We start from the raw sequence: 21,582 nt of genomic DNA on the forward strand, positions 1-21,582 counted from the left end.
TGAATCAGCAGCGGAACCTGTTGCCCAGGCCGCCGCTGAAGATCCACGCAAAGCCGCTATCGCTGCGGCCATCGCCCGCGCGAAAGCGAAGAAAGCGGCGCAGACGGGTGGCACAGTTGCAGATGCGCCGGTTGTGCAGCCTGACGTTGCAGCTGAACCGGAGACTGAATCAGCAGCAGAACCTGTTGCCCAGGCTGTCGTTGAAGATCCACGCAAGGCCGCTATAGCCGCCGCCATCGCCCGTGCTAAAGCCAAAAAAGCGGCGCAGGCGGGTGATGCGGTTGTAGACGTTCCGGCTTCCGAAGCGCAATCCCAGGTTGCACAGCGGCCAGCAGTAAAAACTGAACAGGAAGCGATTGCTCCTGATGATGCACGTAAAGCAGCGGTGGCTGCGGCGATTGCGCGGGTCAAAGCGCGCAAAGCTCAGCAGCCTTCGACGCAAGAGGATTAAATGGCATTTCGTATCGCAAGTTCGCCCTATACCCATAACCGTCGCAGCACCGGCACCATTATGCTGCTGGTGCTGCTGGCCGCGATTCCCGGCATGGCCGCGCAGTGGTACTTCTTCGGCTGGGGAAATATTATTCAGGTGCTGATTGCCGCCGCCGCCGGTATCGGCGCGGAGGCCGCGATCCTGCGCCTGCGTAAACTTCCTCTGGTGCCAACGCTCAAGGATAACTCGGCGCTGCTGACCGCCCTTCTGCTGGGGATCAGTATTCCGCCGCTGGCGCCGTGGTGGATTGTGGTGATCGGCACGCTATTTGCCGTAGTGATTTCCAAGCAGCTGTACGGTGGCCTGGGGCAGAATCCGTTTAACCCGGCCATGGTCGGCTATGTGGTGCTGCTGATCTCCTTCCCGGTGCAGATGACCAGCTGGTTGCCGCCGGATACCCTGCAGGGCATCACTCCAACCTTTAGCGATACGCTGAGCATGATTTTCCATTTCCACACCGTGGATGGGCATAACATGCAGCAGCTGCAGATTGGCATTGACGGTATCAGCCAGGCTACACCGTTAGATACCTTTAAAACCGGCCTGCGCGCCGGGCACTCCGCCGAGCAGTTGCTGGCGCAGCCGATTTACACCGGCGTTATAGCCGGTCTGGGCTGGCAGTGGATTAACATTGGCTATCTGGCCGGTGGCATTTTCCTGCTGTGGACCAACAGCATCCGCTGGCATATTCCGGTGAGTTTTATCGGCTCGCTGGCGCTGTTTGCCACCGTAGGCTGGCTGGCCTCGCCGGAAACCCTGTCGTCACCGATGATCCATCTGTTCTCCGGTGCCACCATGCTGGGTGCCTTCTTTATTGCTACCGATCCGGTTACCGCCTCCACCACCAATAAAGGTCGGCTGGTTTACGGCGTGCTGATTGGTCTGCTGGTCTGGCTGATCCGCAGTTTCGGCGGCTATCCGGACGGCGTGGCTTTCGCGGTACTGCTGGCCAATATCTGCGTTCCGCTGATCGACTACTACACGCAGCCACGCGTTTACGGCCACCGTAAGGATAAATGATGCTGGATGCCATTCGTAAAAACGGCGTGACGCTGGCGGTATTTGCCGCGATCACCACCGGTATGACCGCGGTGGTTAATACCGTCACCAAGCCGACCATTGCGCATCAAACGGCGCTGCAGCAGAAGGTGCTGCTGGACCAGGTGGTGCCACCGGAAATGTACAACAACTCGATACAGAAAGAGTGCTATATCGTCAGTAATCCGGCACTGGGCAACTCTGCGCCGCACCACCTCTATCTGGCCCGCAAGGATGATAAACCGGTGGCGGTGGCCATTGAAACCACCGCGCCGGACGGTTATTCCGGGGCGATCCAGATGGTGGTCGGTGCCGATTTCAGCGGTACGGTTTACGGTACGCGCGTCGTTGAGCACCATGAAACGCCGGGGCTGGGTGATAAGATCGAGCTGCGTATCTCCGACTGGATCAACAGCTTTAACGGCAAAAAGGTCACCGGTGCCGACGATACGCATTTTGCAGTGAAAAAAGACGGCGGTGACTTTGACCAGTTTACCGGTGCCACCATCACCCCGCGTGCGGTGGTGAATGCAGTGAAGCGCACGACGTTGTATATTGAAACCTTATCCGGGCAGATTTCCTCACTGCCAACCTGTGGAGATGCCAATGAGTGAAGCTAAAACCCTGCTGATCGGTGGGCTGTGGAAGAACAACTCGGCGCTGGTTCAGCTGCTGGGACTCTGCCCGCTGCTGGCCGTGACCTCAACCGCCACCAACGCCCTTGGGCTGGGGCTGGCAACCACGCTGGTGCTGACTCTGACCAACAGCGGCATCTCGATGTCGCGCCGCTGGGTGCCGTCGGAAATTCGAATCCCGATTTACGTGATGATTATCGCTGCCGTGGTGAGCTGCGTGCAAATGCTGATTAACGCCTATGCCTATGGTCTGTATCAGTCGTTGGGGATTTTTATTCCGCTGATCGTTACCAACTGTATCGTTGTTGGACGTGCGGAGGCCGTGGCGTCAAAAAGCAGCATTCCGCTTTCCGCACTGGACGGTGCGGCGATCGGTCTGGGAGCCACCAGCGTGATGGTGGTACTGGGTTCGATTCGCGAAATCATCGGCAACGGCACCATTTTTAATGGAGCCGATCAGCTGCTTGGCCCGTGGGCAAAAGTGATGCGCGTTGAGGTGATTCACTTTGATTCGCCGATGCTGCTGGCGATGCTGCCACCGGGGGCATTTATCGGCCTCGGCATGCTGCTGGCGGCGAAGTATCTGATTGATAATAAAATGAAACAGCGCGCCGCCCTGAAAGCTGAAAAAGAAGCGCAGACGGTGCTGCCGGATGGAAAAATGGCTCAGTGAATAAAGAAAAGCGTCAGCAAATATTGACCCGCCTGCGGGATAACAACCCGCATCCTACTACCGAGCTGATGTTCAACTCCCCTTTCGAACTGCTGATCGCCGTACTGCTCTCGGCGCAGGCGACCGACGTCAGCGTGAATAAGGCCACCGCGAAGCTTTACCCGGTGGCCAACACGCCAGCGGCGATGCTGGCTTTGGGCGTGGACGGGGTAAAGGAGTACATCAAAACCATCGGCCTGTTTAATACCAAAGCCGAGAACGTCATTAAGACCTGTCGTATTCTGCAGGAGCAGCACGGTGGCGAAGTGCCGGAAAACCGCGAAGCGCTGGAGGCGCTGCCTGGCGTTGGCCGTAAAACCGCCAATGTGGTGCTTAACACGGCGTTTGGCTGGCCAACGATTGCGGTGGATACCCATATTTTCCGCGTCTGCAACCGTACCCGTTTTGCCCCGGGTAAAAACGTTGAGCAGGTCGAAGAGAAGCTGCTGAAGGTAGTGCCGAAGGAGTTCAAGGTGGACTGTCACCACTGGCTGATACTGCACGGCCGTTATACCTGCGTGGCGCGTAAACCGCGCTGCGGATCCTGCCTGATTGAGGACCTCTGTGAGTTTCCTGAAAAGGTGGAGATTTAACCTTCCCTGCTGCCTTTACTGCACTGTCCGCTTGAGAATGCCAGAACGGTGCAGAACATTCACTACATCGCCCCGCTGAGAATTCCCGAGCCGTGCAGGACTTCATTATATCGCTCGGTCGACAATGACCGGGTTATAGTAATTTTCCCCACCCTGCTGTTTTCTTCCCCAAACGCTCACATCCCGTTACTTTGTTTTCTGCCGTTATCCTTAGTCGTTACCGGTTTATGGACCGCATATTTGCCTTTTACCTGCGTCATCCCTGGTATATCCCGCGCAAATCACAGGGATACGTTGGCGAAAGTTTTTTTATTTCGACAATTATCGGCATTTTTTTGACTTTAATCACAAAAACACGCTCTGACAGCCAATCCGACCACGATACAAACGTAACTCTTTGTTTATAAACTAATTTACATCACACAACCAACACGATATATCACAAAAATCACATACCGAGATATAAGACGCCATACTACTTACTTCCAGCAGAGCGTTCTCCTTACTGGCTAAACTCTGCACCATGCTAAAAATTAAAAGCGTTTTAGTGTAGAATAACCAGCATGTCATGCTGGTTAATCACCAAATCAACCCGGTCATCGCCAAATTAATAGCGAAAATCAGCATTGAAAAAACGCTTGCCCTCAGAGGAACGATCGGCGAAATTATTGGCCGCTTTTCCTGTTCTATAACTATAAGGCGAACGTACGTCCCGCGTTTCGTCAGCTTAATTCCTGCCACAAAACAGGTCTTATTTAGAGGTACATGTGTCTACTGCAAACAAACATCCAGAGGCGGCAAGCCTCAACGCTTTTAAACAGCCGAAAGCGTTCTATCTGATTTTTTCCGTTGAGCTGTGGGAGCGTTTTGGATTTTACGGCCTGCAGGCCATTATGGCCGGTTATCTGGTCAATACGCTGGGTATGTCCGAAGCGCAGTCCGTTACGCTGTTCGCCTCTTTTAGTGCGCTGGTTTACGGCATGGTGGCTATCGGCGGCTGGCTGGGCGATAAGGTGCTGGGCACGAAACGCGTCATCGTACTGGGCACCATTGTGCTCGCGGCGGGTTACGGACTGATTGCCTGGTCCGGGCATAATGTGGCGATGGTCTACCTCGGTATGGCCACCATTGCCGTGGGTAACGGCTTGTTTAAGGCCAATCCGTCGTCTCTGCTGTCAACCTGCTACGCGAAAGACGATCCGCGTCTCGATGGCGCATTCACCATGTACTACATGTCGATCAACATTGGTTCGTTCTTCTCCATGCTTGCGACCCCGGTGCTGGCGGCCAAATTCGGCTGGAGCGTGGCCTTCGCCCTCTCCTTTGTCGGTATGCTGATCACCCTGGTGAACTTCCTTTTGTTCCGTAAGACGGTAAAAGACTACGGTTCAAAACCTGACTTTGCCCCGCTACAGGTTGGCAAACTGCTGGCAACGCTGGCTGGCGTTGTGGTGCTGATTGCGCTGGCGTACTGGCTGCTGCATAACCAGGGGATTGCCCGTCTGGTGCTGGCGGTAATCGCTATCGGCATCTTACTGGTCTTTGCCAAAGAAGCGCTGGCGCTGAAGGGTGTTGCCCGTCGCAAAATGATCCTCGCCTTCGTGCTGATGCTGCAGGCGATTGTGTTCTTTGTACTGTATATGCAGATGCCAACGTCACTGAACTTCTTTGCTATTCGTAACGTGGAACACAGCATTCTGGGTATCGCCTTTGAGCCGCAGCAGTATCAGGCACTCAACCCGCTGTGGATTATGGTCTTCAGTCCGCTGCTGGCCGCCATCTACAACAAGATGGGCGATCGCCTGCCGATGCCGCACAAGTTCGCGCTGGGTATGGTGCTGTGCTCCGCCGCGTTCCTCGTACTTCCGCTGGGCGTTTCTTTCGCCAGTGAGCAGGGAATTGTGCCGGTTAGCTGGTTGATTCTGAGCTATGCGCTCCAGAGTGTGGGCGAACTGATGATCTCCGGCCTGGGTCTGGCCATGGTAGCGCAGCTGGTTCCACAGCGTCTCATGGGCTTCATTATGGGATCCTGGTTCCTGACCACCGCCGGTGCGGCGATGATCGCCGGTAACGTCGCCAGCATGATGGCCATCCCCTCCAACATTACCAACCCTCTGGAGTCGCTGCATATTTATGGCGATGTATTTATGAAGATTGGTATTGTCACCGGCATTATTGCCGTGCTGATGCTGCTGACGGCACCCCGCCTGAATCGAATGACTCAGGAAGATAAGCCCGCGGCGGATAACGTCACGGCCTGATAGCCAGACGGCCCGGAGCCCCCGCTCCGGGCCAGTTTTCCCACTCCTCGCTTTTTTCCTTGCTTAAAACCGTTTGAACAATTGATTTGCCACGCTGACATTTCGCCTCGCGCGCAGTAAGATAAATTTCGAACGCCCCCCAAAACTCAGGAGAACGCAATGAAGCTGTTCTGTAAACCCGGCGCCTGTTCGCTGTCCCCCCATATCGTGCTGCGCGAAACCGGCATCGATTTCACCCTCGTCACGGTCGATCTTCAGACCAAAAAGACCGAACAGGGCGAGGACTATTTGCAGATCAACCCTAAAGGACAGGTGCCTGCTCTGCTGTTAAACGATGGTTCCCTGCTGACCGAAGGCGTCGCCATCGTGCAGTATCTGGCCGATTCCAAGAGCGATCGCCAGCTTCTGGCGCCGTGCGGCAGCCTGAATCGCTACCACACGCTGGAGTGGCTGAACTACGTCGCCACCGAATTGCACAAGGGGTTCAGCCCGCTGTTCCGTCCGAATACGCCGGACGACTTTAAAGCCAGCACCCGTGAACTGCTGGAGAAGAAATTTAGCTACGTTAACAGTGAGCTGAAGGAAAAACAGTGGCTGATGGGCCTGCGCTTTACCGTGGCGGATGCCTACCTGTTCACCGTGACCCGCTGGGCTCACGCATTGAAATTAGATTTGAGCGGACTGGATGCGCTGAACGACTGGTTCGACCGCGTGGCCGAGCGTCCGGCGGTGGCGGCTGCCCTGAAGGCGGAAGGCCTGGTCTGATAAATAACGGTCAGATTCTTAGCGTCTGACCTGATAAATACGGGCAGGCGCTGATGGCCTGCCCGACGGATAGATTGATTCCTGCGCAGAGCAGGAAACTGACTGGCAATACTACAGTTTCACTGCGGAGAAATGCTGTACCGGCTCCGCGATAGCGTTCTGTGCGGCAACCAGCTGCAGTTCGTATTCGCCCATCTGATGGGTTTTCAGCATCACTTCATACACCGCAGCGGTAACGTGCTCCAGCGACTGCTGCAGCGAGAGGCCGTGTAGCAGATCCACCAGCAGCAGGCCGCTGCTCAGGTCGCCCACACCCACCGGCTGACGCACGCCGAAGTCGATCAGCGGGCGGCTGATATGCCACGCTTCATCCGCGGTGATTAACAGCATTTCGAAGCGATCGCTGCGATAGCCTGCTCGGGCCAGATGCTTCACCAGCACCACTTTCGGCCCCTGGGCAATCAGTTCGCGTGAGACTTCAATCGCCTCTTCCACGCTGGCCACGCTGCGGCCGCTGAGGATCTCCAGCTCAAGAAGGTTAGGCGCGATAATATCGCTGGCCGGCAGTGCAGAAAGCCGATGAAACTCCGCTACGCCGGGTGCGACGATGCAGCCCTTTTCCGGGTGACCCATCACCGGATCGCAGAAATACCAGGCGTTGGGATTCGCCGCCTTCACCATGCGAACGATTTCCAGGATCTGCTCGCCCTGCTCGGCAGAACCGAGATAACCACTCAGCACCGCATCACAGGTTTTCAGGCGGTCAATATCGTTAATGCCGCGAGCGATATCGGTAAGATGCGTCGCGGGCATCACCGTGCCGGTCCAGTGACCGTACTGGGTATGGTTGGAAAACTGAACGGTATTGAGCGGCCAAACGTTTGCGCCCATGCGACGCATAGGAAATTCCGCTGCACTGTTACCGGCGTGACCAAATACCGTATGGGACTGAATGGAGAGAATATTTTTCATCGTGCTGACCTGTACATTCCTGCCAATAAAAAAGCCGGTTGACCCGGCTTTAGCAGCGGGGCTGGCCCCGCGAGTTATTTTATTTCCAGCAGATTAAGCTGTAGTTCTTTTTACCGCGACGCAGCAGCGTATAGCGACCGAACAAGCGATCGCCCTCGTCCGGCACATATTCCGCATTGGTTTGCAACGTGCCGTTGAGGCTGATGGATTTCGCGTCGATAAGCTTGCGTGCCTGGCCGCGTGACGGAGCCAGCTCGGCGTTAACCAGCGCCTGCTGCAGATCCTGACCGGCTTCAAGTTCGGCGGATGGCATGCCATCCTGCGCCAGCTGCGCCAGATCCTGCTCGTTCAGGTCGCTCAGCGCGCCGGAGAACAGGCTGTCGGTGATGCGTTTTGCCGCCGCCAGACCTTCAGCGCCGTGGACCAGTCCGGTCACCTGCTCCGCCAGCACGTACTGCGCGCGTGGGGCTTTTCCGCTGTTTTTATCTTCTTCTTCCAGCGCATTGATTTCTTCAATGCTCATAAAAGTGAAGAACTTCAGGAAGCGATATACGTCCGCATCGGCGGTATTGATCCAGAACTGGTAGAACTTGTACGGGCTGGTTTTCTTCGGATCGAGCCACACCGCGCCGCCTTCGGTTTTACCGAATTTGGTGCCGTCAGACTTGGTGATCAGCGGAACGGTCAGACCAAAGACCTGATTCTGGTGCAGGCGACGGGTAAGATCGATACCGGAGGTGATGTTACCCCACTGATCGGAACCGCCAATCTGCAGTACCACATCGTGGCGCTCGTTCAGTGCGGCAAAATCGTAGCCCTGCAGCAGGTTATAGGAAAACTCGGTAAACGAGATGCCCTGGTCGTCACGGTTCAGGCGCTGCTTTACGGCCTCACGGTTAATCATTTGATTAACGGAGAAGTGTTTGCCGATATCACGCAGGAAAGTCAGCACGTTCATGCCGCCGAACCAGTCGTAGTTATTAGCCGCAATCGCGCTGTTGTCGCCGCAGTCGAAGTCGAGGAACGGTGCGACCTGATGACGAATTTTCTCTACCCACTCGTTAACGGTATCGGTGGTGTTCAGCTGACGCTCAGTGGCTTTAAAGCTCGGGTCGCCGATCAGACCGGTTGCTCCACCCACCAGCGCCACCGGTCGGTGACCGGCATCCTGAAAGCGCTTCAGGCAGAGTAACGGTACCAGATGCCCCAAGTGCAAGCTGTCTGCGGTGGGATCGAAGCCGCAATAAAGAGAGATTTGGCCCTGCGCCAGTTTTTCTCCTAACGCGTCCTCATCCGTTACCTGGGCTACCAGGCCCCGCTCTTGCAATTGTTTGATCAGGTTACTGCTGGCCATCTAAGACTCCATGTAAAAAAAGTCTGCACCTAAGCTGGTACACAGCTTTCCGCTCACACGCGGAGAAAAATAAGGGGTATAGAATAATGGCCCATTCCGCTCGAATCCAGCGGTTAAGCCATTATTTCACGTTTCATTTCGCGCTTCAGGGAGCCAGGCGATCAATCGTCCAGGAATTGTCGTCTGCACGCTGATAGAAGAAGCGATCGTGCAGACGATGCGCGCCCCCCTGCCAGAACTCCATGGAGTCGATTTTGATGCGGTATCCGCCCCAGAAACTGGGCAGCGGAATTTCGCCCTGCTGGAATTTTTGCTTAAGTTCGAGGAATTTGCCTTCCAACACGCCCCGCGCCGAAATCCGGCTGGACTGTTTGGATACCCAGGCACCGAGTTGGCTGTCGCGCGGGCGGCTGTGGAAATATTTGATCACCTCCAGCGTTGACAGGCGCTCAACGCTGCCCAGCACCATTACCTGACGCTCCAGCATGTGCCAGGGAAACAACAGGCTGATCCGGGGATTTTTTTCCAGCTGCTGCGCCTTGCGGCTGCCGAGATTGGTGTAGAACACCATCCCCTGCTGGTCGAAATGCTTCAGCAGCACAATTCGCTGGTAAGGTTGACCGCGCTCATCAACCGTCGCCACGCTCATCGCCGACGGGTCGGGCAGCTGTGCCGCTACCGCCTGCTCGAACCAGTGTTCAAACAGTTTTAGCGGATCATCGGGAAGGTCGTTGCGGCGCAGGCCGCCACGGGTATATTCACGCCGCAGGTGGGCAATTTGTTGCAGGTGATCGCTGTCGCTCATCGCTCTGACTTCTGGTTGAGAAGGGATAAGGCATTGTGCGCCCCACCCTTCATTATTTCAATGGGTTAACCAGCATTCTGCAGCTGGCAGTCGTTAATGATGATTTTGTCATTACGCTCGATAAAGGCAGAATCCCCCTTCGACCAGAACACATAATTACCGTCGCTGTAGCGGGTACCCGATGCGGCTACCTGCTGTTTCAACGTCAGCTGATTGCCGTCCAGGATCATGCTGACTTCGCTTTTTGCATTGTCGAGCTGAACGGTTAACGGTAGCGTACCGCAGGTGTAATGCAGCGTTTTCGGCTGTTCCTCGGCGGAATGCTGAAAGTAGCTACAGCCAGAAAGCAGCAGCGCTGCCACAAAAATCCCCTGTTTCATCAACCTCTCCTGTGTTTTAACGTCAGTCCCGTTCAGCGTAAAACGCTATTTCCGCAGATGCAATCAGCGGAACGGACGATTTGCCGGGAATATTGCCCCAATCACGCTGGCCTCTCGTGCCCCCGTTACCGAAGGCAGATTACCCGGCAGCCCGCTCAGCGTCCGCCACGCCAGCCAGGCAAACGCCAGCGCTTCCATATCGTCACCGCTAATCCCCGCTTTATCGGTACTGGTGACTTCCGTGCCGGAAAGCAGCGCCACCAGTCTGGCGATCAACTGCAGGTTGCGACCACCGCCGCCGCACACCAGCAGCCGCTCGCAGCCGCCATTGAGTAAGACCTGCTCGGCAATGGTAGTGGCGGTCAGCTCAATCAGCGTAGCCTGAACGTCCTGCGCGGTAAGGCCGGGGAACATCGCCAGATGGCGCTCCAGCCAGCCGAGATTAAAGTATTCCCGCCCGGTACTTTTCGGCGCGCTGAGTGCGAAATAGGGATCGCTGAGCATTTGCTGCAACAGCGGATAAATAATACGCCCCCCGCCTCCCCAGGCACCGTCGCGATCGTAGGGTTTACCCTGCTGCCGCCAGATCCAGGCATCAAGCAGCATATTCCCCGGCCCGGTATCAAACCCGCCCGGCGCCTGGCCCGGTATCAATAAAGAGAGATTAGCAATGCCGCCAATATTGAGCACCATTCTGCGCTCGGTGGGGTGCATCAGCACGGCATGATGGAAAGCAGGAACCAGCGGCGCCCCCTGGCCACCCAGCGCCATGTCACGGCGGCGGAAATCGCCGACAACGGTGATCCCGGTAGCCGCCGCGATTTGGTTGTTGTCGCCTATCTGCAGGGTGTTTGGCGCGTCTCCGTGCGGTTCGTGCCACACCGTCTGTCCGTGACAGCCAATCGCGGTGATATCGTCACGGCTCAGCCCCTGACGTTTTAGCAGTGTCGCGATCGCTTCGGCAAACAGCCTGCCCAGACGGGTATCCAACTGGCCAAGCTGCGAAAGCGTCAGCGGCTGCCCCTGACAGATAGCGAGAATTTGCAGCTTAAGTTCGTGCGGAATAGGATGCGAATAGCTGGCCTGCTGCGCGACCATCTGCTGGTCAATGGCGGCGATAACCACATCAATACCGTCAAGACTGGTGCCCGACATTACACCAATGTAGCGTCCCGATTTCATGCGTCTGCCTTAACCCCATAAAAGGGCATGAGAATGATGCTGCCAGCCTGGCAAAATATTGTCAGCAATACCATGATTTAGTGAACATTTTTTCATATGTGATGTCACTAACAGCGCCTTAAACACAATTTCTGCGGTGATTGACACGGTGTTTAACCATCGGGGGCTATATTTCTTTTACTTTTTTCATGTCCAATAGTGAGAAATGCACAGCTGGTAACATATAATGATGCCATTACGGCTGCCTGACTATGTGCAGCAAATGCAATAAAAAGGAGTTCTTAATATGATGAAGCGTTTACTAGCCGTGACACTTGTCGGTATGACGCTGGCGGGTTGTGCAAATAACGATACATTGTCAGGTGATGTGTATTCCGCATCTGAAGCTAAACAGGTTCAGAGTGTCTCTTACGGTACGCTGGTCTCCGTTCGTCCGGTCCAGATCCAGGGCGGCGAAAACAGTAATGTTATCGGCGCTATCGGTGGTGCCGTTCTGGGTGGCTTCCTCGGTAACACCGTTGGCGGCGGTACGGGCCGCAGCCTGGCGACCGCTGCAGGTGCCATCGCCGGTGGTGTAGCAGGCCAGGGCGTTGAGTCCGCCGTCAATAAAAGCCAGGGCGTTGAGCTGGAAATTCGTAAAGATGACGGTAACACCATCATGGTGGTACAGAAGCAGGCCGCCAGCCGCTTCTCAGTCGGTCAGCGTGTCGCGATGGCATCAAACGGCAGTCAGATCACCGTTTCCCCTCGCTAACGCGTATAAAATCCGTTTAATTGCTGATACCGGTCACCTCAGGTGGCCGGTATTTTTTATCCCGCATGAAATGCGACGTCATATCCCTGCGCCTTCCAGTGCGACATTTGTTCCTGCTGAGGCGGCGTAAGCGCGTTTCCCGTCCACATGAAAATGTGCTGACCTGGAAACAGCTCCGGTCGCGGACAATCCAGCGGTTCTGAAAGCACGTCTACATGCCAGCTACGCTGGGAGAGCCGCCAGGCCTCAAGCCAGAGCTGCGTCCGATCGTCATTGCCCCAGCTCAGTAGCAGGGTATTTCTTCCGGCCTTCTTCCGCGAGGCGGCAAGGCAGGCGCTCGCGTAGTCAATCAAAGCACCATTAAAAAGGCTACTCACAGACTGTGCGGTTGTGAGATCGAGGGCCAGCCGCTGCCGTACGGGCAAAATAATCTGATCGATCACCGCCTCTACCGGATGCTTGCGCCCCAGTTCGGTGATCAGAGCCCGAAGTTTCGCTGGCCGAGCCTGGCGCAGCACCGACATCATCTCTTCCTGTCGCGATTCCCAGCCATCCTGCTGGCTTACTTCACTCTCCGCCAATAGTGCCTTCACCTTACCGACGGACACACCGCTTTCGATCCAGCGCTTGATCTCTTCGATGCGCTGAATGTCTTCCTCATCAAACTGGCGATGGCCACCTTCCGTGCGCTTCGGCTTGAGCAATTCGTAACGACGTTGCCAGGCACGGAGGGTCACAGGGTTTATCTGGCATCGCTCAGCCACTTCACCAATACTGTAAAAGGCCATTCAGTTCCTTACACTTAGCCAATACGCTGTGTTGAAGTATACCAGCTAAAGCTGTACAAGCTCCTCTCAATTATACAATCAGGATACATCTTATGATTTTCAACGGTGAAAGTTGTACAAGGCAGGATGACGGATGTGAAACAGTTGGTTTGTTCTGCAATAAGAAATTCAAGGCGGGATAAGCAGGACAGTGCTGATGTTAACTTCAGCACTGTCCGGTTTTGAGCGGTAATCCTAGATATCGGACAGCATTTCAGGCCAGCAGACCGCCGGGATCCCCTGAAAAGCGGGGGCGGCAAAAAGATGCCCCTGGAAGTGTGATACCCCTGCGGACTCCAGCCACATCCACTCTTCGGGCTTTTCCACGCCAACGGCCGAGATCCTGATTTCCAGCGAGGCACAGCATTGAATGATCGCCCGGACAATCGCCTGCCGCGAACCGCTTTTGTGGACGTCGCGGATCAGTTCACGGTTGATCTTAATTCTTTCCGGCTGGAACTGTGCCAGAAGAGACAAACCGGCAAAGCCTCCGCCAAAGTGGTCAATAGCGACGCGAATGCCCGCCGCCTTAAGCTGCCTGACCGCGTTGGTAAACTCTTCAAGGCGCGAAATCACCTCATTTTCGGTAAACTCAACGATAATTTGTTCCGGGATCAGTCCGTTAGCCTTAATTTCCGCTAACAAAAAGTCCACCGCATCCGGGATCCTGACCAGCGTCATGGGCAGCAGGTTGATCGACAGCGTCTGACCTGCCACGTTTAACGCCGCGGCCATCGCCAGCGCGACGCTTTTACTGCTCAGATCGGCTTCATAGACTTCATCACCTGTACGTCCGTTGAAAAATGCCAGGGCACTCTCGCCAGCGGGGGTGCGTATCAACGCTTCCAGCGACACCGTCTTCTGGGCAAGAGGATCGACGATAGGCTGAAAGGCGAAGCTGCATTCCCTGGTGATATCCGCCGCAGCGTTATCCATTTCTACGCCGTTGCCATCTGAAACAAATGCCCATGATTCGGCTGGCGGAATTTCAAAGTAGTTCTCTTTTTCCGTAGCCTCGACAAACGTACGGAAAAACTGCAACGCTCTGTCGTCGTACAACAGCTGATATCGGGTGGTGCCTCTATCCAGCACGCTTTGCAGTACGGCTTCCTTTTCATGCTCACGCAGATCGAAGAGCTCCATTCCCGCGTTACCAAATCGCCGCTTAGGCGCGAAATCGCAAAAGATTTCAACCACGTTGTAATGACGCGGATCTGCACAGATATGGCGGTAGATACTGAAAACGCTCTCTTCCGGGCCCTCGAGAAGCTGGAAGAAATGGATGCCGTTGAACAGCAGAATGCCCGTAACATCCGCCTGACCATTCTTTGAGTTAGCAGCGAAAACCATGTCTTTCAGGGCATCAGTAGGAAAATTTTCACTGATGTGGCTGCGATAAATGAGGGTGGTAAGCATGAAACGTCCAAAGGAACAAAGTGAAAGTAGCCAGATTACCAGATGCTTTTACAGCCGTCTTCTAATACCAGAGAGGAGTAGAGTACGCGTGATTTTGACTCGACAAAAAATACATGTCGGGTGTACAAGACTGAAAACAACCTCTACAGCCCCTCGTTTCACATCAAAAATCGTTAAAAATTACTACTTGAAAAACAATGAGTTACATTGTAATCATATTGATTTTATATTTTTGTACAGCTTTATATGTACAAGTTTAGAGGTTTAGTATAACTTTATCTCATCGCGGAATATTTTTAAATTACTGGAGTGACATATGCAACAGAACGGTTATATCCCAACCCCAGCAAATGCCATTGCCCGCTATTTTGATAAAGTTGATTGCACTGAGCAGCAGGTGACTCTCGGGGAAATCGTTGTTGAGATCCTCAGCGACGGGCGCACCCTGAACAGGAAATCCATCTGCACTAAATTGCTCAGCCGCCTGGAAAATGCCTCAGATCCTGAGGAAGAGGTCCACTATCAGGCGCTGATAGGTATGCTTTTTGAACGGTAGACCGAGAAGTCGTTATGAACAGAATTGCACACGATCGGCTTGCTGCCGAGATCATTGGTGAAGCGGCCTTCTACCTTCTTCAGGAAAAAGGCCCGATCAATAAGCATTCTCTGATCCAACAGCTGCAGCTGATGGCAACAAAAGAAGTCGACAGTGAGCGCTGCCGATACATAACTCATCTGATCGTACAGATGAACGATGACAGCACGCATTTTTTACATCGCGACGCGCTGCATCAGAGCGATAAACGCAGCGGGGACAATGTTTATCCTCTGTTCGGTTCAGCTCCGGCACGCAGCACCTCGAAAAAACACTAACTGATTATTGTGAAATTAACCTGAACGGTGTGAATCATGAACCAGACTGCAACGAATAAAACAGAGCATTTCTCAGGGATGTCGCAAAACAGCCTCTCCGACTATTTTCGCACCTCTGGCGAGGCGCTGACGGAAGAGTCTGCTCTGCTTGGGCAGGTTGTTAGCAGCATTATTGCTGCAGACGGATATCTCAGCAACAAGGCGATTATCGCCCGACTGATTGATATTCTTGAGTTAGCTGATGACGTTGTAACGGCTGACATCGTGAGAAAAACGCTGGAGATCGTTTTAGATCACACCGTAGATGATCTTTAAGCGCCCTGTGCTGATATTGATGTGAGCATTGTCGCCACGCGGCAATGCTCATCGCACTTCCTGCATCATCTAACCACCAACGGTAGCGCTAAACGTTAACTCGACAGAAAGCCAACCTGCTGTCGGTTAGCATTCATCAGTCCGCCTTACGCTGAAGTTCTACGATGTTCCTTTCCAGGCGGGCAATCAGCGTCACCAGTTTTTTCACTTCATCCTGCGAGATCCCGGCCAGAATATCGTCACGTGTAGCGTCAATCACGTCTTCAACCTGATTAATAATCGGCTCGGCCTGCTGCGTCAGACGAATGCGCTTTGCGCGGCGGTCGTTAGCGCAGGTGCTGCGTACAATCAGCCCCTTCTCTTCCAGCTGATCGAGCGTCCGCACCAGCGAAGGTTGCTCAATACCAATGGCTTTGGCTAACTGAATCTGCGACTGCTCCGGGGGCAGTTGATGGATGTTGTGCAGCGTCACCCAGTGCGTTTGCGTCAGCTCAAGCGGCTTCAGTCGTTGATCGATAAGTGCGCGCCAGATGCGCACCAGTCTTGCAAGGTCAGTTCCCAATGGGGTATCCAATTTCAACTCCTTATAATTAGCTTGCTAGCTATCAAGCGTCATTTTAGCCTATTCTGCGAGTTTCCAGGACAAAATACAAATCGCTCCTGAAAGCGCTTGTCTCAGGCTTTTCGTCGACACCGGGTCGATCACGGAAAGGATTTACCCTGAGAGGATGGCACTCTCAGCCATGACTAAGCAGGAAGATGAGCCGGAGGGGATTGTCTGACGTTGCCGTGGCGCTTGCCTGCCGCTGGCGCAATGAGAAAGAAACAGGTCAATCGACGGGATCCCGTGCTCACGTTTACACGAGATCCCAACGCGTTAAGGCACGTCGTAGCCCAGCGCGGCTTTACGGATGCGGAACCACTGCTGACGAGTTAACGCCAGGCTGGCGGCAGCGGCGGCGCTGCGTACCCGCTCAATCTTACCGCTGCCGATAATCGGCAACGGGCGTGAAGGCAGCGCCAGAATCCAGGCGTAAATGACCTGTTCGATGTTTTCAGCGGCAATTTCCTCACGCACGCGCTCCAGCTCTTCGCGCAGGGCCTGATGCTGTGGCTGGGTGGCAATTTCTCCACGCCCCAGGCAGGACCAGGCCATCGGCCTGATGCGGTTCTGCTGGCACTGATCCAGCGTCCCGTCCAGCAGTAAATCCTGCTGGATCGGCGAGATCTCCACCTGGTTGGTGGCCAGGGTAAACGGCAGGCGCGACTGGAGCAGTGAGAACTGCGCTGGCGTAAAGTTGGACACGCCGAAATGCTGCACCTTACCGCTCTTGTGCAGCTGGATAAATGCCTCCGCGACTTCGTCGGCGTCCATCAGCGGGTCCGGGCGATGGATCAGCAGCAGATCGAGGTGGTCAGTGTGAAAATAGCGCAGGGAGTTTTCCGCGCTCTGGAGGATATGCTGCGCATCGGTACGGTAGTGGCCCAGCGCGTGTTCCGCTTTCGCGGTGGTGGCAATACCGCACTTGGTGACCAACTGCAGGCGTCCGCGCAGTGACGGCTGCAGCCGCAGCGCCTCGCCAAACGCCGCCTCGCACTGATAACCGCCATAAATGTCGGCATGGTCGACGGTGGTGATCCCCAGTTCCAGGTGCTGTTCGATAAAACCGTTCAGCTGCTGTGGCGACATCTGCCACTCCATCAGCCGCCAGTAGCCCATCACCATCTGCGAAAACTCAGGTCCCTGTGGGGCGATTTGCACGGGTTGCAACATGACTCTCTCCATAACGTAGTGTGGACCGCCTCGGGCGGCCAGTCTTAAAACAGGGTGGGTTGATCCGGTTCATCGGCGGCGGCGGCGGGTTTGCCTTTGTGCTGTCGCAGATAGCGCTGTCGGCACAGGCGCAGCACGTCGCGTTTTTGCGCATCGCTGAAGCTGTTCCAGTTGAACCGCTCCTCGCGGCTGCGCAGGCAGCCACGGCAGTAGCCGCGCGCATCTGACTGGCAGATCCCGCGACAGGGGCTGGGTACCGGGAAAAACTCTAACTGTTCTGCCACACCGTCTCCTGCTGGATCCTGTTGCCTCTATTGAAGTTCGTTGCCGGTTACTGTGCAAGCCCGCTTAGTGGAAATTTGGAAAAATAATCACGCAGCGCCTGTAGCGCCTGGCGGCTTTTCTCAGGCAGCACCCGTTCCAGGGTCAGCGCGGTCAGCTTCAACGAGGGTGCCCGCCACTCCGGCAGCAGCACCATCAGCTGGCCGCTGTTCAGCTCGGCGCGAATTTCATTCAGCGGCTGGAGCGACAGCCCCATCCCGGCCAGCGTGAATTCGCGGATCACCAGCATGCTGTCGCTCTGCACCTGCCCTTCGTTCAGGCGCAGCGTTTGCTTCTCCTCACGCGGATGGTGCAGCTCAATCACACGCTGATAAAGGTGGCCCTGGATCCAGCGATGGCCCGCCAGTTGCTGCGGCGTTTCCGGCACGCCGTGGCGGGTGAGATACGCCGGTGCGGCACAAATCACCATCGGCCATTCAACCAGCGGATGGGCAATCATGCTGGTATCGCTGAGCTGGCGGCTGAACCGCAGCGCAATATCAATGCGATGCTCAATCATATCCAGCACGTTGTCGGTGGCGATAATGCGCAGTCGCAGTCCGGGATGCTGAAGCAGCAGCGGTGACATCGCGCTGCACAGCGGCTGCCCGCCGATCCCCACGGTGGCGCTGATGCGCAGTTCACCGGTGAGCGTATCGCGCATCTCAGCCAGCCGCCGTTCGGCTTCCTGCGCGTGGTTCAGCATCGCCTCGCAGTCGGGATAAAAAGCCGCTCCTGCGTCGGTCAGGGTCAGCCTGCGCGTAGATCGATACAGCAGCGGCACGCCCACCGCCTGCTCCAGCGCCCGCAGATGCTGACTCACCGCCGAAGCAGACATGCCAAGGCGACGAGCTGCCGCCGCGAGTGAACCTTCGCTGACCACGATGGCAAACACCGCCATTCTGTTGAGTTTTTCCATTATTCGTAAGTTTTACTTCATTATAAAAGCATGAATATGCCACTTATCAGCCTGACTGTTAAGCTGTAGAGTGCAATTCACACACGTTAATTAGGAATCTCCTCATGAAAATCACTGTCATTGGCGCTACCGGATTTGTCGGCCCTGAAATCGTTAAAGAAGCGCTGTCGCGCGGACATCAGGTTACTGCCGTATCACGGTCGGCCGATAAACTGGCTGCCGAATCCGGCCTGACCGTAGCACAGGGTGATGTTCACGACGTGCAGTGGCTCAGCGGCGTGCTCAAAGGTCAGGATGCGATCATCAGCGCCTACAACCCGGGCTGGGCGGAAAGCGACCTGTATGAGAAATTCACTCGCGGTAGCGATTTGATCCTGCAGGCGGTGAAAGCCAGCGGCGTGAAGCGCCTGCTGGTGGTCGGCGGCGCAGGCAGCCTGGAAGTGGCGCCCGGCGTTGAGCTGGTTGATACCGAGGTCTTCCCGGCCAACATCAAGCCCGGCGCGCTGGGTGCGCGTGCGCTGCGTAACCGCCTACAGGCGGAAGAGCAGGAGTTGGACTGGACCTATCTGTCACCGGCGGCCATGCTGGAGCCGGGCCCGCGCACCGGCACCTTCCGCCTCGGCACCACCTCGCTCCTGATGAACGGTGAACATCCGGCCTCAATCAGCGTTGCCGATCTGGCCGTGGCGATTGTGGATGAAATTGAAAATCCGCAGCACGTTCGTCAGCAGTTTACCGCCGCCTACTGACCCTCGGGCCTGCCGCACGGCAGGCCAAACGATCCGATGCGCATTTAAGGTTCATCTAAGGTTTCATCGCTATTCTGCCAGCAGATCATCCTGTTACTGGAATACCATGAAACCTTTTTTAAAGTTACGTTGTAACGACATTACCTTTAACCTTTGCGCGGCGCTGCTGTTTACCTTTGCCCTTAACGGCGTTTTTCTGCTGCGGGCGTGGCAGATCTTTCCTTATGCAGGCCTGCAGGACTATTTTTTTGCGGCTTCGATCCCGGTGGTGCTGTTCTGCGCCTTTCTGCTGATCTTCAATCTGCTGGCCCTGCCCTGGCTGCGTAAACCTCTGTTGACCGTGCTGATCCTGCTCAGCGCGGCCGCTAACTATTTTATGTACAGCTTCGGCACGGTGATTGACACCAACATGATCCAGAATGTGTTCGAAACCGACATTCAGGAAGCTACCTCTCTATTCAGCACGCGTTATCTGATCTGGCTGGCGCTGCTCGGCCTGCTGCCCGTCGCGGTGATCTGGCGGGTCAGGATCGCCTCTTCACGTCCGTGGTGGGCATCGATTATCTGGCGTTCCGTCAGCTCACTGGCGGCAGTCCTGGTGATTCTGATGATGGCCGCGCTATTCTATAAAGACTACGCGTCGATGGTGCGTAACAATAAAGGTCTGGTGAAGATGATTACCCCGGCTAACGTCGCCAGCGGTATCGGTCACTACACCCACGATCGCTGGTTTGCCGGCAGCCAGCAGCTGGTGAAAATCGGCCTGGATGCCCGTAAAGGCCCGGTTATCAGCGCGGAAAAGAAAAAGACGCTGGTGGTCTTCGTGCTGGGTGAAACGGCCCGGGCGGAGAATTTTTCCCTCGGCGGCTACCCGCGAGAGACCAACCCGAAGCTGAAAGGCGATAACGTTATCTATTATAAGCATGCCACCTCATGCGGAACCGAAACGGCAATTTCCGTTCCCTGCATGTTTTCCAATATGCCCCGCACGCAATACGATGCCGGGCTGGCCCGTCATCAGGAAGGTCTGCTGGATATTATGGCCCATGCCGGCGTTAACGTGCTGTGGCGTGAAAACGACGGCGGCTGCAAAGGTGCCTGCGATCGCGTACCGCACACGGATATGACCAAATGGCAGGTCAGCGAACTGTGCAAAAGCGACTTCTGCCTTGATGACGTGCTGCTGCATCGTCTGAATAACTATATTGACGGCATTAAAGATGATTCGGTCATCGTCCTGCATCAGATGGGCAGCCACGGCCCGGCCTACTACCAGCGTTATCCTGCGGCAATGCGCCAGTTCACCCCGACCTGCGACAGTAACCAGATCCAGGACTGCGATCGTCAGGCGCTGATCAACACCTATGACAACAGCATTTTGTACACCGATTCCATGCTCGACAGCACTATTACGCTGCTGAAAAGCTACAGCAGTAAATTTAACGTCGCGATGGTATATCTCTCCGATCACGGTGAATCGCTGGGCGAACGCGGGATGTATCTGCACGGTACGCCGTACGTTTTCGCGCCGGAACAGCAAACGCATATTCCGTTCCTGCTGTGGCTGTCGCCGGATTATGAAAGCGCCTATGGCATCAACGCCTCCTGCCTGCAGCAGCAGGCAGAAAGCCAGCCGGTTTCTCAGGATAATATCTTCCATACCCTGCTCGGCATGCTCAACGTGCAGACCCGTGAGTACCAGCAGAACCTGGATATGCTGCAGGGCTGTCGTAAAACGGCTTGAGAAAAAAGTGCCAGGCGGATTGTGCCCCCGGTAATGAGCGAAAGTTGAAATCGACCAGTCGGTCGGGTACTCTGCTGCGATGAATAAGACGACCCGATTCGATACGCGCGAACATATCCTCAATACCGGTGAGCAACTCTGCGTGCAGAGCGGCTTTAACGGCACGGGGCTGATCGAGCTGTTGAAAAAAGCGGAAGTCCCTAAAGGGTCGTTTTACTACTATTTCCCCTCTAAAGAAGCATTTGGAGTGGCGATGCTGGAACGCTACTTCGCCAGATATGTGCACAATCTGAGCACTTTCCTGGCGGAGCATCAGGGCGATGCGCGTCAGCGGGTGCTGGAATATTACCAGCAGTCGTGCAGCTGGTGGCAGGAACATCAGTTTGCCGGCTGCCTTTCCGTTAAGCTCTCCGCAGAAGTTTGCGATCTGTCCGAAGAGATGCGCAACGCGCTCGCGGCAGGTTCGGCGGCCCTGATTGGCGAACTGACCTCCGCACTGCAAAAGGCCCAGCAGCAGGAAAAGCTCTCCCCTGCAGTCTCCGCCTCCGCCGCAGCGGAAACGCTTTATATGCTGTGGCTGGGCGCAAGCCTGCAATGTAAAATCCGCCGCGATAGTGCGCCCTTAGAAACTGCCGTGCAGGAAATGAGGCGTATTCTTCAGGCGGTTTAAAAAAAACACCATTACTAGTCGACCGGTCTA

General features: G+C 55.3%; 25 protein-coding genes (1 of these 25 only partly in view). 14 read left to right on the plus strand and 11 right to left on the minus strand.

Going from position 1 to position 21,582, the window contains the following annotated elements; all coding sequences use genetic code 11:
• From rsxC to gstA, 7 genes are all read left to right on the plus strand, one after another.
• Positions 1 to 451, plus strand: partial view of an electron transport complex subunit RsxC gene (gene rsxC / locus EC836_RS04085; RefSeq protein ID WP_123330339.1) — the final stretch only. Its footprint begins 2,354 nt before the window's first position; the window shows 451 of its 2,805 coding nt (coding positions 2,355-2,805); its start codon lies beyond the left edge, outside the window; its stop codon occupies positions 449 to 451.
• The gene (gene rsxD, locus EC836_RS04090) at positions 452 to 1,513 is read left to right on the plus strand and encodes an electron transport complex subunit RsxD (protein WP_123330341.1); all 1,062 of its coding nucleotides are present in this window, start codon (positions 452 to 454) and stop codon (positions 1,511 to 1,513) included.
• Complete coding sequence (gene rsxG / locus EC836_RS04095) at positions 1,513 to 2,145, plus strand: electron transport complex subunit RsxG (protein ID WP_123330343.1); 633 nt, start codon at positions 1,513 to 1,515, stop codon at positions 2,143 to 2,145. The genes rsxD and rsxG overlap by 1 nt, the downstream gene beginning before the upstream one ends.
• A complete protein-coding gene (locus EC836_RS04100; protein ID WP_123330345.1) occupies positions 2,138 to 2,839 on the plus strand; it encodes an electron transport complex subunit E in 702 nt (233 codons plus the stop codon). Before rsxG ends, EC836_RS04100 begins: the two co-directional genes overlap by 8 nt.
• The gene (nth, locus tag EC836_RS04105) at positions 2,836 to 3,471 is read left to right on the plus strand and encodes an endonuclease III (protein WP_123330347.1); all 636 of its coding nucleotides are present in this window, start codon (positions 2,836 to 2,838) and stop codon (positions 3,469 to 3,471) included. Before EC836_RS04100 ends, nth begins: the two co-directional genes overlap by 4 nt.
• Before the next feature lie 767 nt (positions 3,472 to 4,238).
• A complete protein-coding gene (gene dtpA / locus EC836_RS04110; protein WP_123330349.1) occupies positions 4,239 to 5,732 on the plus strand; it encodes a dipeptide/tripeptide permease DtpA in 1,494 nt (497 codons plus the stop codon).
• Between the two features lie 159 nt (positions 5,733 to 5,891).
• Positions 5,892 to 6,497: a glutathione transferase GstA gene (gene gstA / locus EC836_RS04115; RefSeq protein WP_123330351.1), complete on the plus strand. Its 606-nt coding sequence runs from the start codon at positions 5,892 to 5,894 to the stop codon at positions 6,495 to 6,497.
• A 111-nt stretch (positions 6,498 to 6,608) separates the two neighbouring features.
• Here the strand turns inward: gstA and pdxY are convergent, their stop codons facing one another.
• The 5 genes from pdxY to anmK form a co-directional block, all read right to left on the minus strand.
• Entirely contained in the window at positions 6,609 to 7,469 is an 861-nt protein-coding gene (gene pdxY, locus EC836_RS04120) for a pyridoxal kinase PdxY (protein ID WP_123330353.1), read from the minus strand.
• A 79-nt stretch (positions 7,470 to 7,548) separates the two neighbouring features.
• Complete coding sequence (tyrS, locus tag EC836_RS04125; protein ID WP_123330355.1) at positions 7,549 to 8,823, minus strand: tyrosine--tRNA ligase; 1,275 nt, start codon at positions 8,821 to 8,823, stop codon at positions 7,549 to 7,551.
• Between the two features lie 145 nt (positions 8,824 to 8,968).
• Entirely contained in the window at positions 8,969 to 9,628 is a 660-nt protein-coding gene (gene pdxH, locus EC836_RS04130; protein ID WP_123330357.1) for a pyridoxamine 5'-phosphate oxidase, read from the minus strand.
• 65 nt (positions 9,629 to 9,693) lie between these two features.
• Positions 9,694 to 10,008, minus strand: coding sequence for an MliC family protein (locus EC836_RS04135; protein WP_123330359.1), 315 nt, complete (start codon positions 10,006 to 10,008; stop codon positions 9,694 to 9,696).
• Positions 10,009 to 10,071: 63 nt separating this feature from the next.
• On the minus strand, positions 10,072 to 11,190 hold the full coding sequence (anmK, locus tag EC836_RS04140; RefSeq protein WP_123330361.1) for an anhydro-N-acetylmuramic acid kinase: 1,119 nt from the start codon (positions 11,188 to 11,190) through the stop codon (positions 10,072 to 10,074).
• Positions 11,191 to 11,476: 286 nt separating this feature from the next.
• Between anmK and slyB the strand changes: the two genes are divergently transcribed.
• Positions 11,477 to 11,944 (plus strand): outer membrane lipoprotein SlyB, encoded by a 468-nt coding sequence (gene slyB / locus EC836_RS04145; protein ID WP_123330363.1) that lies wholly within the window; start codon positions 11,477 to 11,479, stop codon positions 11,942 to 11,944.
• Between the two features lie 56 nt (positions 11,945 to 12,000).
• On the opposite strand, the gene EC836_RS04150 is transcribed toward slyB, so the two are convergent.
• Positions 12,001 to 12,732: a MerR family transcriptional regulator gene (locus tag EC836_RS04150; RefSeq protein WP_123330365.1), complete on the minus strand. Its 732-nt coding sequence runs from the start codon at positions 12,730 to 12,732 to the stop codon at positions 12,001 to 12,003.
• Positions 12,733 to 12,966: 234 nt separating this feature from the next.
• The gene (locus tag EC836_RS04155; RefSeq protein ID WP_123330367.1) at positions 12,967 to 14,187 is read right to left on the minus strand and encodes a diguanylate phosphodiesterase; all 1,221 of its coding nucleotides are present in this window, start codon (positions 14,185 to 14,187) and stop codon (positions 12,967 to 12,969) included.
• 316 nt (positions 14,188 to 14,503) lie between these two features.
• Between EC836_RS04155 and ycgZ the strand changes: the two genes are divergently transcribed.
• The 3 genes from ycgZ to EC836_RS04170 are packed head-to-tail and all read left to right on the plus strand — an operon-like array spanning position 14,504 to position 15,375.
• Positions 14,504 to 14,743: a regulatory protein YcgZ gene (gene ycgZ / locus EC836_RS04160; protein WP_123330369.1), complete on the plus strand. Its 240-nt coding sequence runs from the start codon at positions 14,504 to 14,506 to the stop codon at positions 14,741 to 14,743.
• Positions 14,744 to 14,757: 14 nt separating this feature from the next.
• A complete protein-coding gene (locus tag EC836_RS04165; protein WP_123330371.1) occupies positions 14,758 to 15,060 on the plus strand; it encodes a hypothetical protein in 303 nt (100 codons plus the stop codon).
• Positions 15,061 to 15,096: 36 nt separating this feature from the next.
• A complete protein-coding gene (locus tag EC836_RS04170) occupies positions 15,097 to 15,375 on the plus strand; it encodes a biofilm development regulator YmgB/AriR family protein (RefSeq protein ID WP_123330373.1) in 279 nt (92 codons plus the stop codon).
• A gap of 136 nt (positions 15,376 to 15,511) precedes the next feature.
• Here the strand turns inward: EC836_RS04170 and slyA are convergent, their stop codons facing one another.
• The 4 genes from slyA to EC836_RS04190 form a co-directional block, all read right to left on the minus strand.
• Positions 15,512 to 15,955, minus strand: a complete 444-nt coding sequence (gene slyA, locus EC836_RS04175) for a transcriptional regulator SlyA (protein ID WP_199735007.1) — start codon at positions 15,953 to 15,955, stop codon at positions 15,512 to 15,514.
• Positions 15,956 to 16,252: 297 nt separating this feature from the next.
• Positions 16,253 to 17,149 (minus strand): aldo/keto reductase family oxidoreductase, encoded by an 897-nt coding sequence (locus EC836_RS04180; protein WP_123330377.1) that lies wholly within the window; start codon positions 17,147 to 17,149, stop codon positions 16,253 to 16,255.
• 44 nt (positions 17,150 to 17,193) lie between these two features.
• Positions 17,194 to 17,433, minus strand: a complete 240-nt coding sequence (locus EC836_RS04185) for a DUF1289 domain-containing protein (protein WP_123330379.1) — start codon at positions 17,431 to 17,433, stop codon at positions 17,194 to 17,196.
• Positions 17,434 to 17,480: 47 nt separating this feature from the next.
• The gene (locus EC836_RS04190; RefSeq protein WP_123330381.1) at positions 17,481 to 18,389 is read right to left on the minus strand and encodes a LysR substrate-binding domain-containing protein; all 909 of its coding nucleotides are present in this window, start codon (positions 18,387 to 18,389) and stop codon (positions 17,481 to 17,483) included.
• A gap of 104 nt (positions 18,390 to 18,493) precedes the next feature.
• Here EC836_RS04190 and EC836_RS04195 point away from each other — a divergent pair, with 104 nt between their 5' ends.
• From EC836_RS04195 to EC836_RS04205, 3 genes are all read left to right on the plus strand, one after another.
• Positions 18,494 to 19,138, plus strand: a complete 645-nt coding sequence (locus EC836_RS04195; protein WP_123330383.1) for an NAD(P)-dependent oxidoreductase — start codon at positions 18,494 to 18,496, stop codon at positions 19,136 to 19,138.
• A gap of 106 nt (positions 19,139 to 19,244) precedes the next feature.
• On the plus strand, positions 19,245 to 20,882 hold the full coding sequence (gene eptA, locus EC836_RS04200) for a phosphoethanolamine transferase EptA (RefSeq protein ID WP_123330385.1): 1,638 nt from the start codon (positions 19,245 to 19,247) through the stop codon (positions 20,880 to 20,882).
• A gap of 79 nt (positions 20,883 to 20,961) precedes the next feature.
• Positions 20,962 to 21,552, plus strand: a complete 591-nt coding sequence (locus EC836_RS04205) for a TetR/AcrR family transcriptional regulator (RefSeq protein WP_123330387.1) — start codon at positions 20,962 to 20,964, stop codon at positions 21,550 to 21,552.
• Positions 21,553 to 21,582 lie beyond the last annotated feature (30 nt).

Source organism: Erwinia sp. JUb26 (genome assembly GCF_003751505.1).
Taxonomy (GTDB): Bacteria; Pseudomonadota; Gammaproteobacteria; order Enterobacterales; family Enterobacteriaceae; genus Erwinia.

Bases quoted from the DNA above. Each gene is read 5' to 3' on its own strand.
- rsxD (WP_123330341.1), top strand. From the start codon at position 452: ATGGCATTTCGTATCGCAAGTTCGCCCTATACCCATAACCGTCGCAGC.
- rsxG (WP_123330343.1), top strand. From the start codon at position 1,513: ATGCTGGATGCCATTCGTAAAAACGGCGTGACGCTGGCGGTATTTGCC.
- EC836_RS04100 (WP_123330345.1), top strand. From the start codon at position 2,138: ATGAGTGAAGCTAAAACCCTGCTGATCGGTGGGCTGTGGAAGAACAAC.
- gstA (WP_123330351.1), top strand. From the start codon at position 5,892: ATGAAGCTGTTCTGTAAACCCGGCGCCTGTTCGCTGTCCCCCCATATC.
- pdxY (WP_123330353.1), bottom strand. From the start codon at position 7,469: ATGAAAAATATTCTCTCCATTCAGTCCCATACGGTATTTGGTCACGCC.
- tyrS (WP_123330355.1), bottom strand. From the start codon at position 8,823: ATGGCCAGCAGTAACCTGATCAAACAATTGCAAGAGCGGGGCCTGGTA.
- pdxH (WP_123330357.1), bottom strand. From the start codon at position 9,628: ATGAGCGACAGCGATCACCTGCAACAAATTGCCCACCTGCGGCGTGAA.
- EC836_RS04135 (WP_123330359.1), bottom strand. From the start codon at position 10,008: ATGAAACAGGGGATTTTTGTGGCAGCGCTGCTGCTTTCTGGCTGTAGC.
- anmK (WP_123330361.1), bottom strand. From the start codon at position 11,190: ATGAAATCGGGACGCTACATTGGTGTAATGTCGGGCACCAGTCTTGAC.
- slyB (WP_123330363.1), top strand. From the start codon at position 11,477: ATGATGAAGCGTTTACTAGCCGTGACACTTGTCGGTATGACGCTGGCG.
- EC836_RS04150 (WP_123330365.1), bottom strand. From the start codon at position 12,732: ATGGCCTTTTACAGTATTGGTGAAGTGGCTGAGCGATGCCAGATAAAC.
- EC836_RS04155 (WP_123330367.1), bottom strand. From the start codon at position 14,187: ATGCTTACCACCCTCATTTATCGCAGCCACATCAGTGAAAATTTTCCT.
- ycgZ (WP_123330369.1), top strand. From the start codon at position 14,504: ATGCAACAGAACGGTTATATCCCAACCCCAGCAAATGCCATTGCCCGC.
- EC836_RS04165 (WP_123330371.1), top strand. From the start codon at position 14,758: ATGAACAGAATTGCACACGATCGGCTTGCTGCCGAGATCATTGGTGAA.
- EC836_RS04170 (WP_123330373.1), top strand. From the start codon at position 15,097: ATGAACCAGACTGCAACGAATAAAACAGAGCATTTCTCAGGGATGTCG.
- EC836_RS04180 (WP_123330377.1), bottom strand. From the start codon at position 17,149: ATGTTGCAACCCGTGCAAATCGCCCCACAGGGACCTGAGTTTTCGCAG.
- EC836_RS04190 (WP_123330381.1), bottom strand. From the start codon at position 18,389: ATGGAAAAACTCAACAGAATGGCGGTGTTTGCCATCGTGGTCAGCGAA.
- EC836_RS04195 (WP_123330383.1), top strand. From the start codon at position 18,494: ATGAAAATCACTGTCATTGGCGCTACCGGATTTGTCGGCCCTGAAATC.
- eptA (WP_123330385.1), top strand. From the start codon at position 19,245: ATGAAACCTTTTTTAAAGTTACGTTGTAACGACATTACCTTTAACCTT.
- EC836_RS04205 (WP_123330387.1), top strand. From the start codon at position 20,962: ATGAATAAGACGACCCGATTCGATACGCGCGAACATATCCTCAATACC.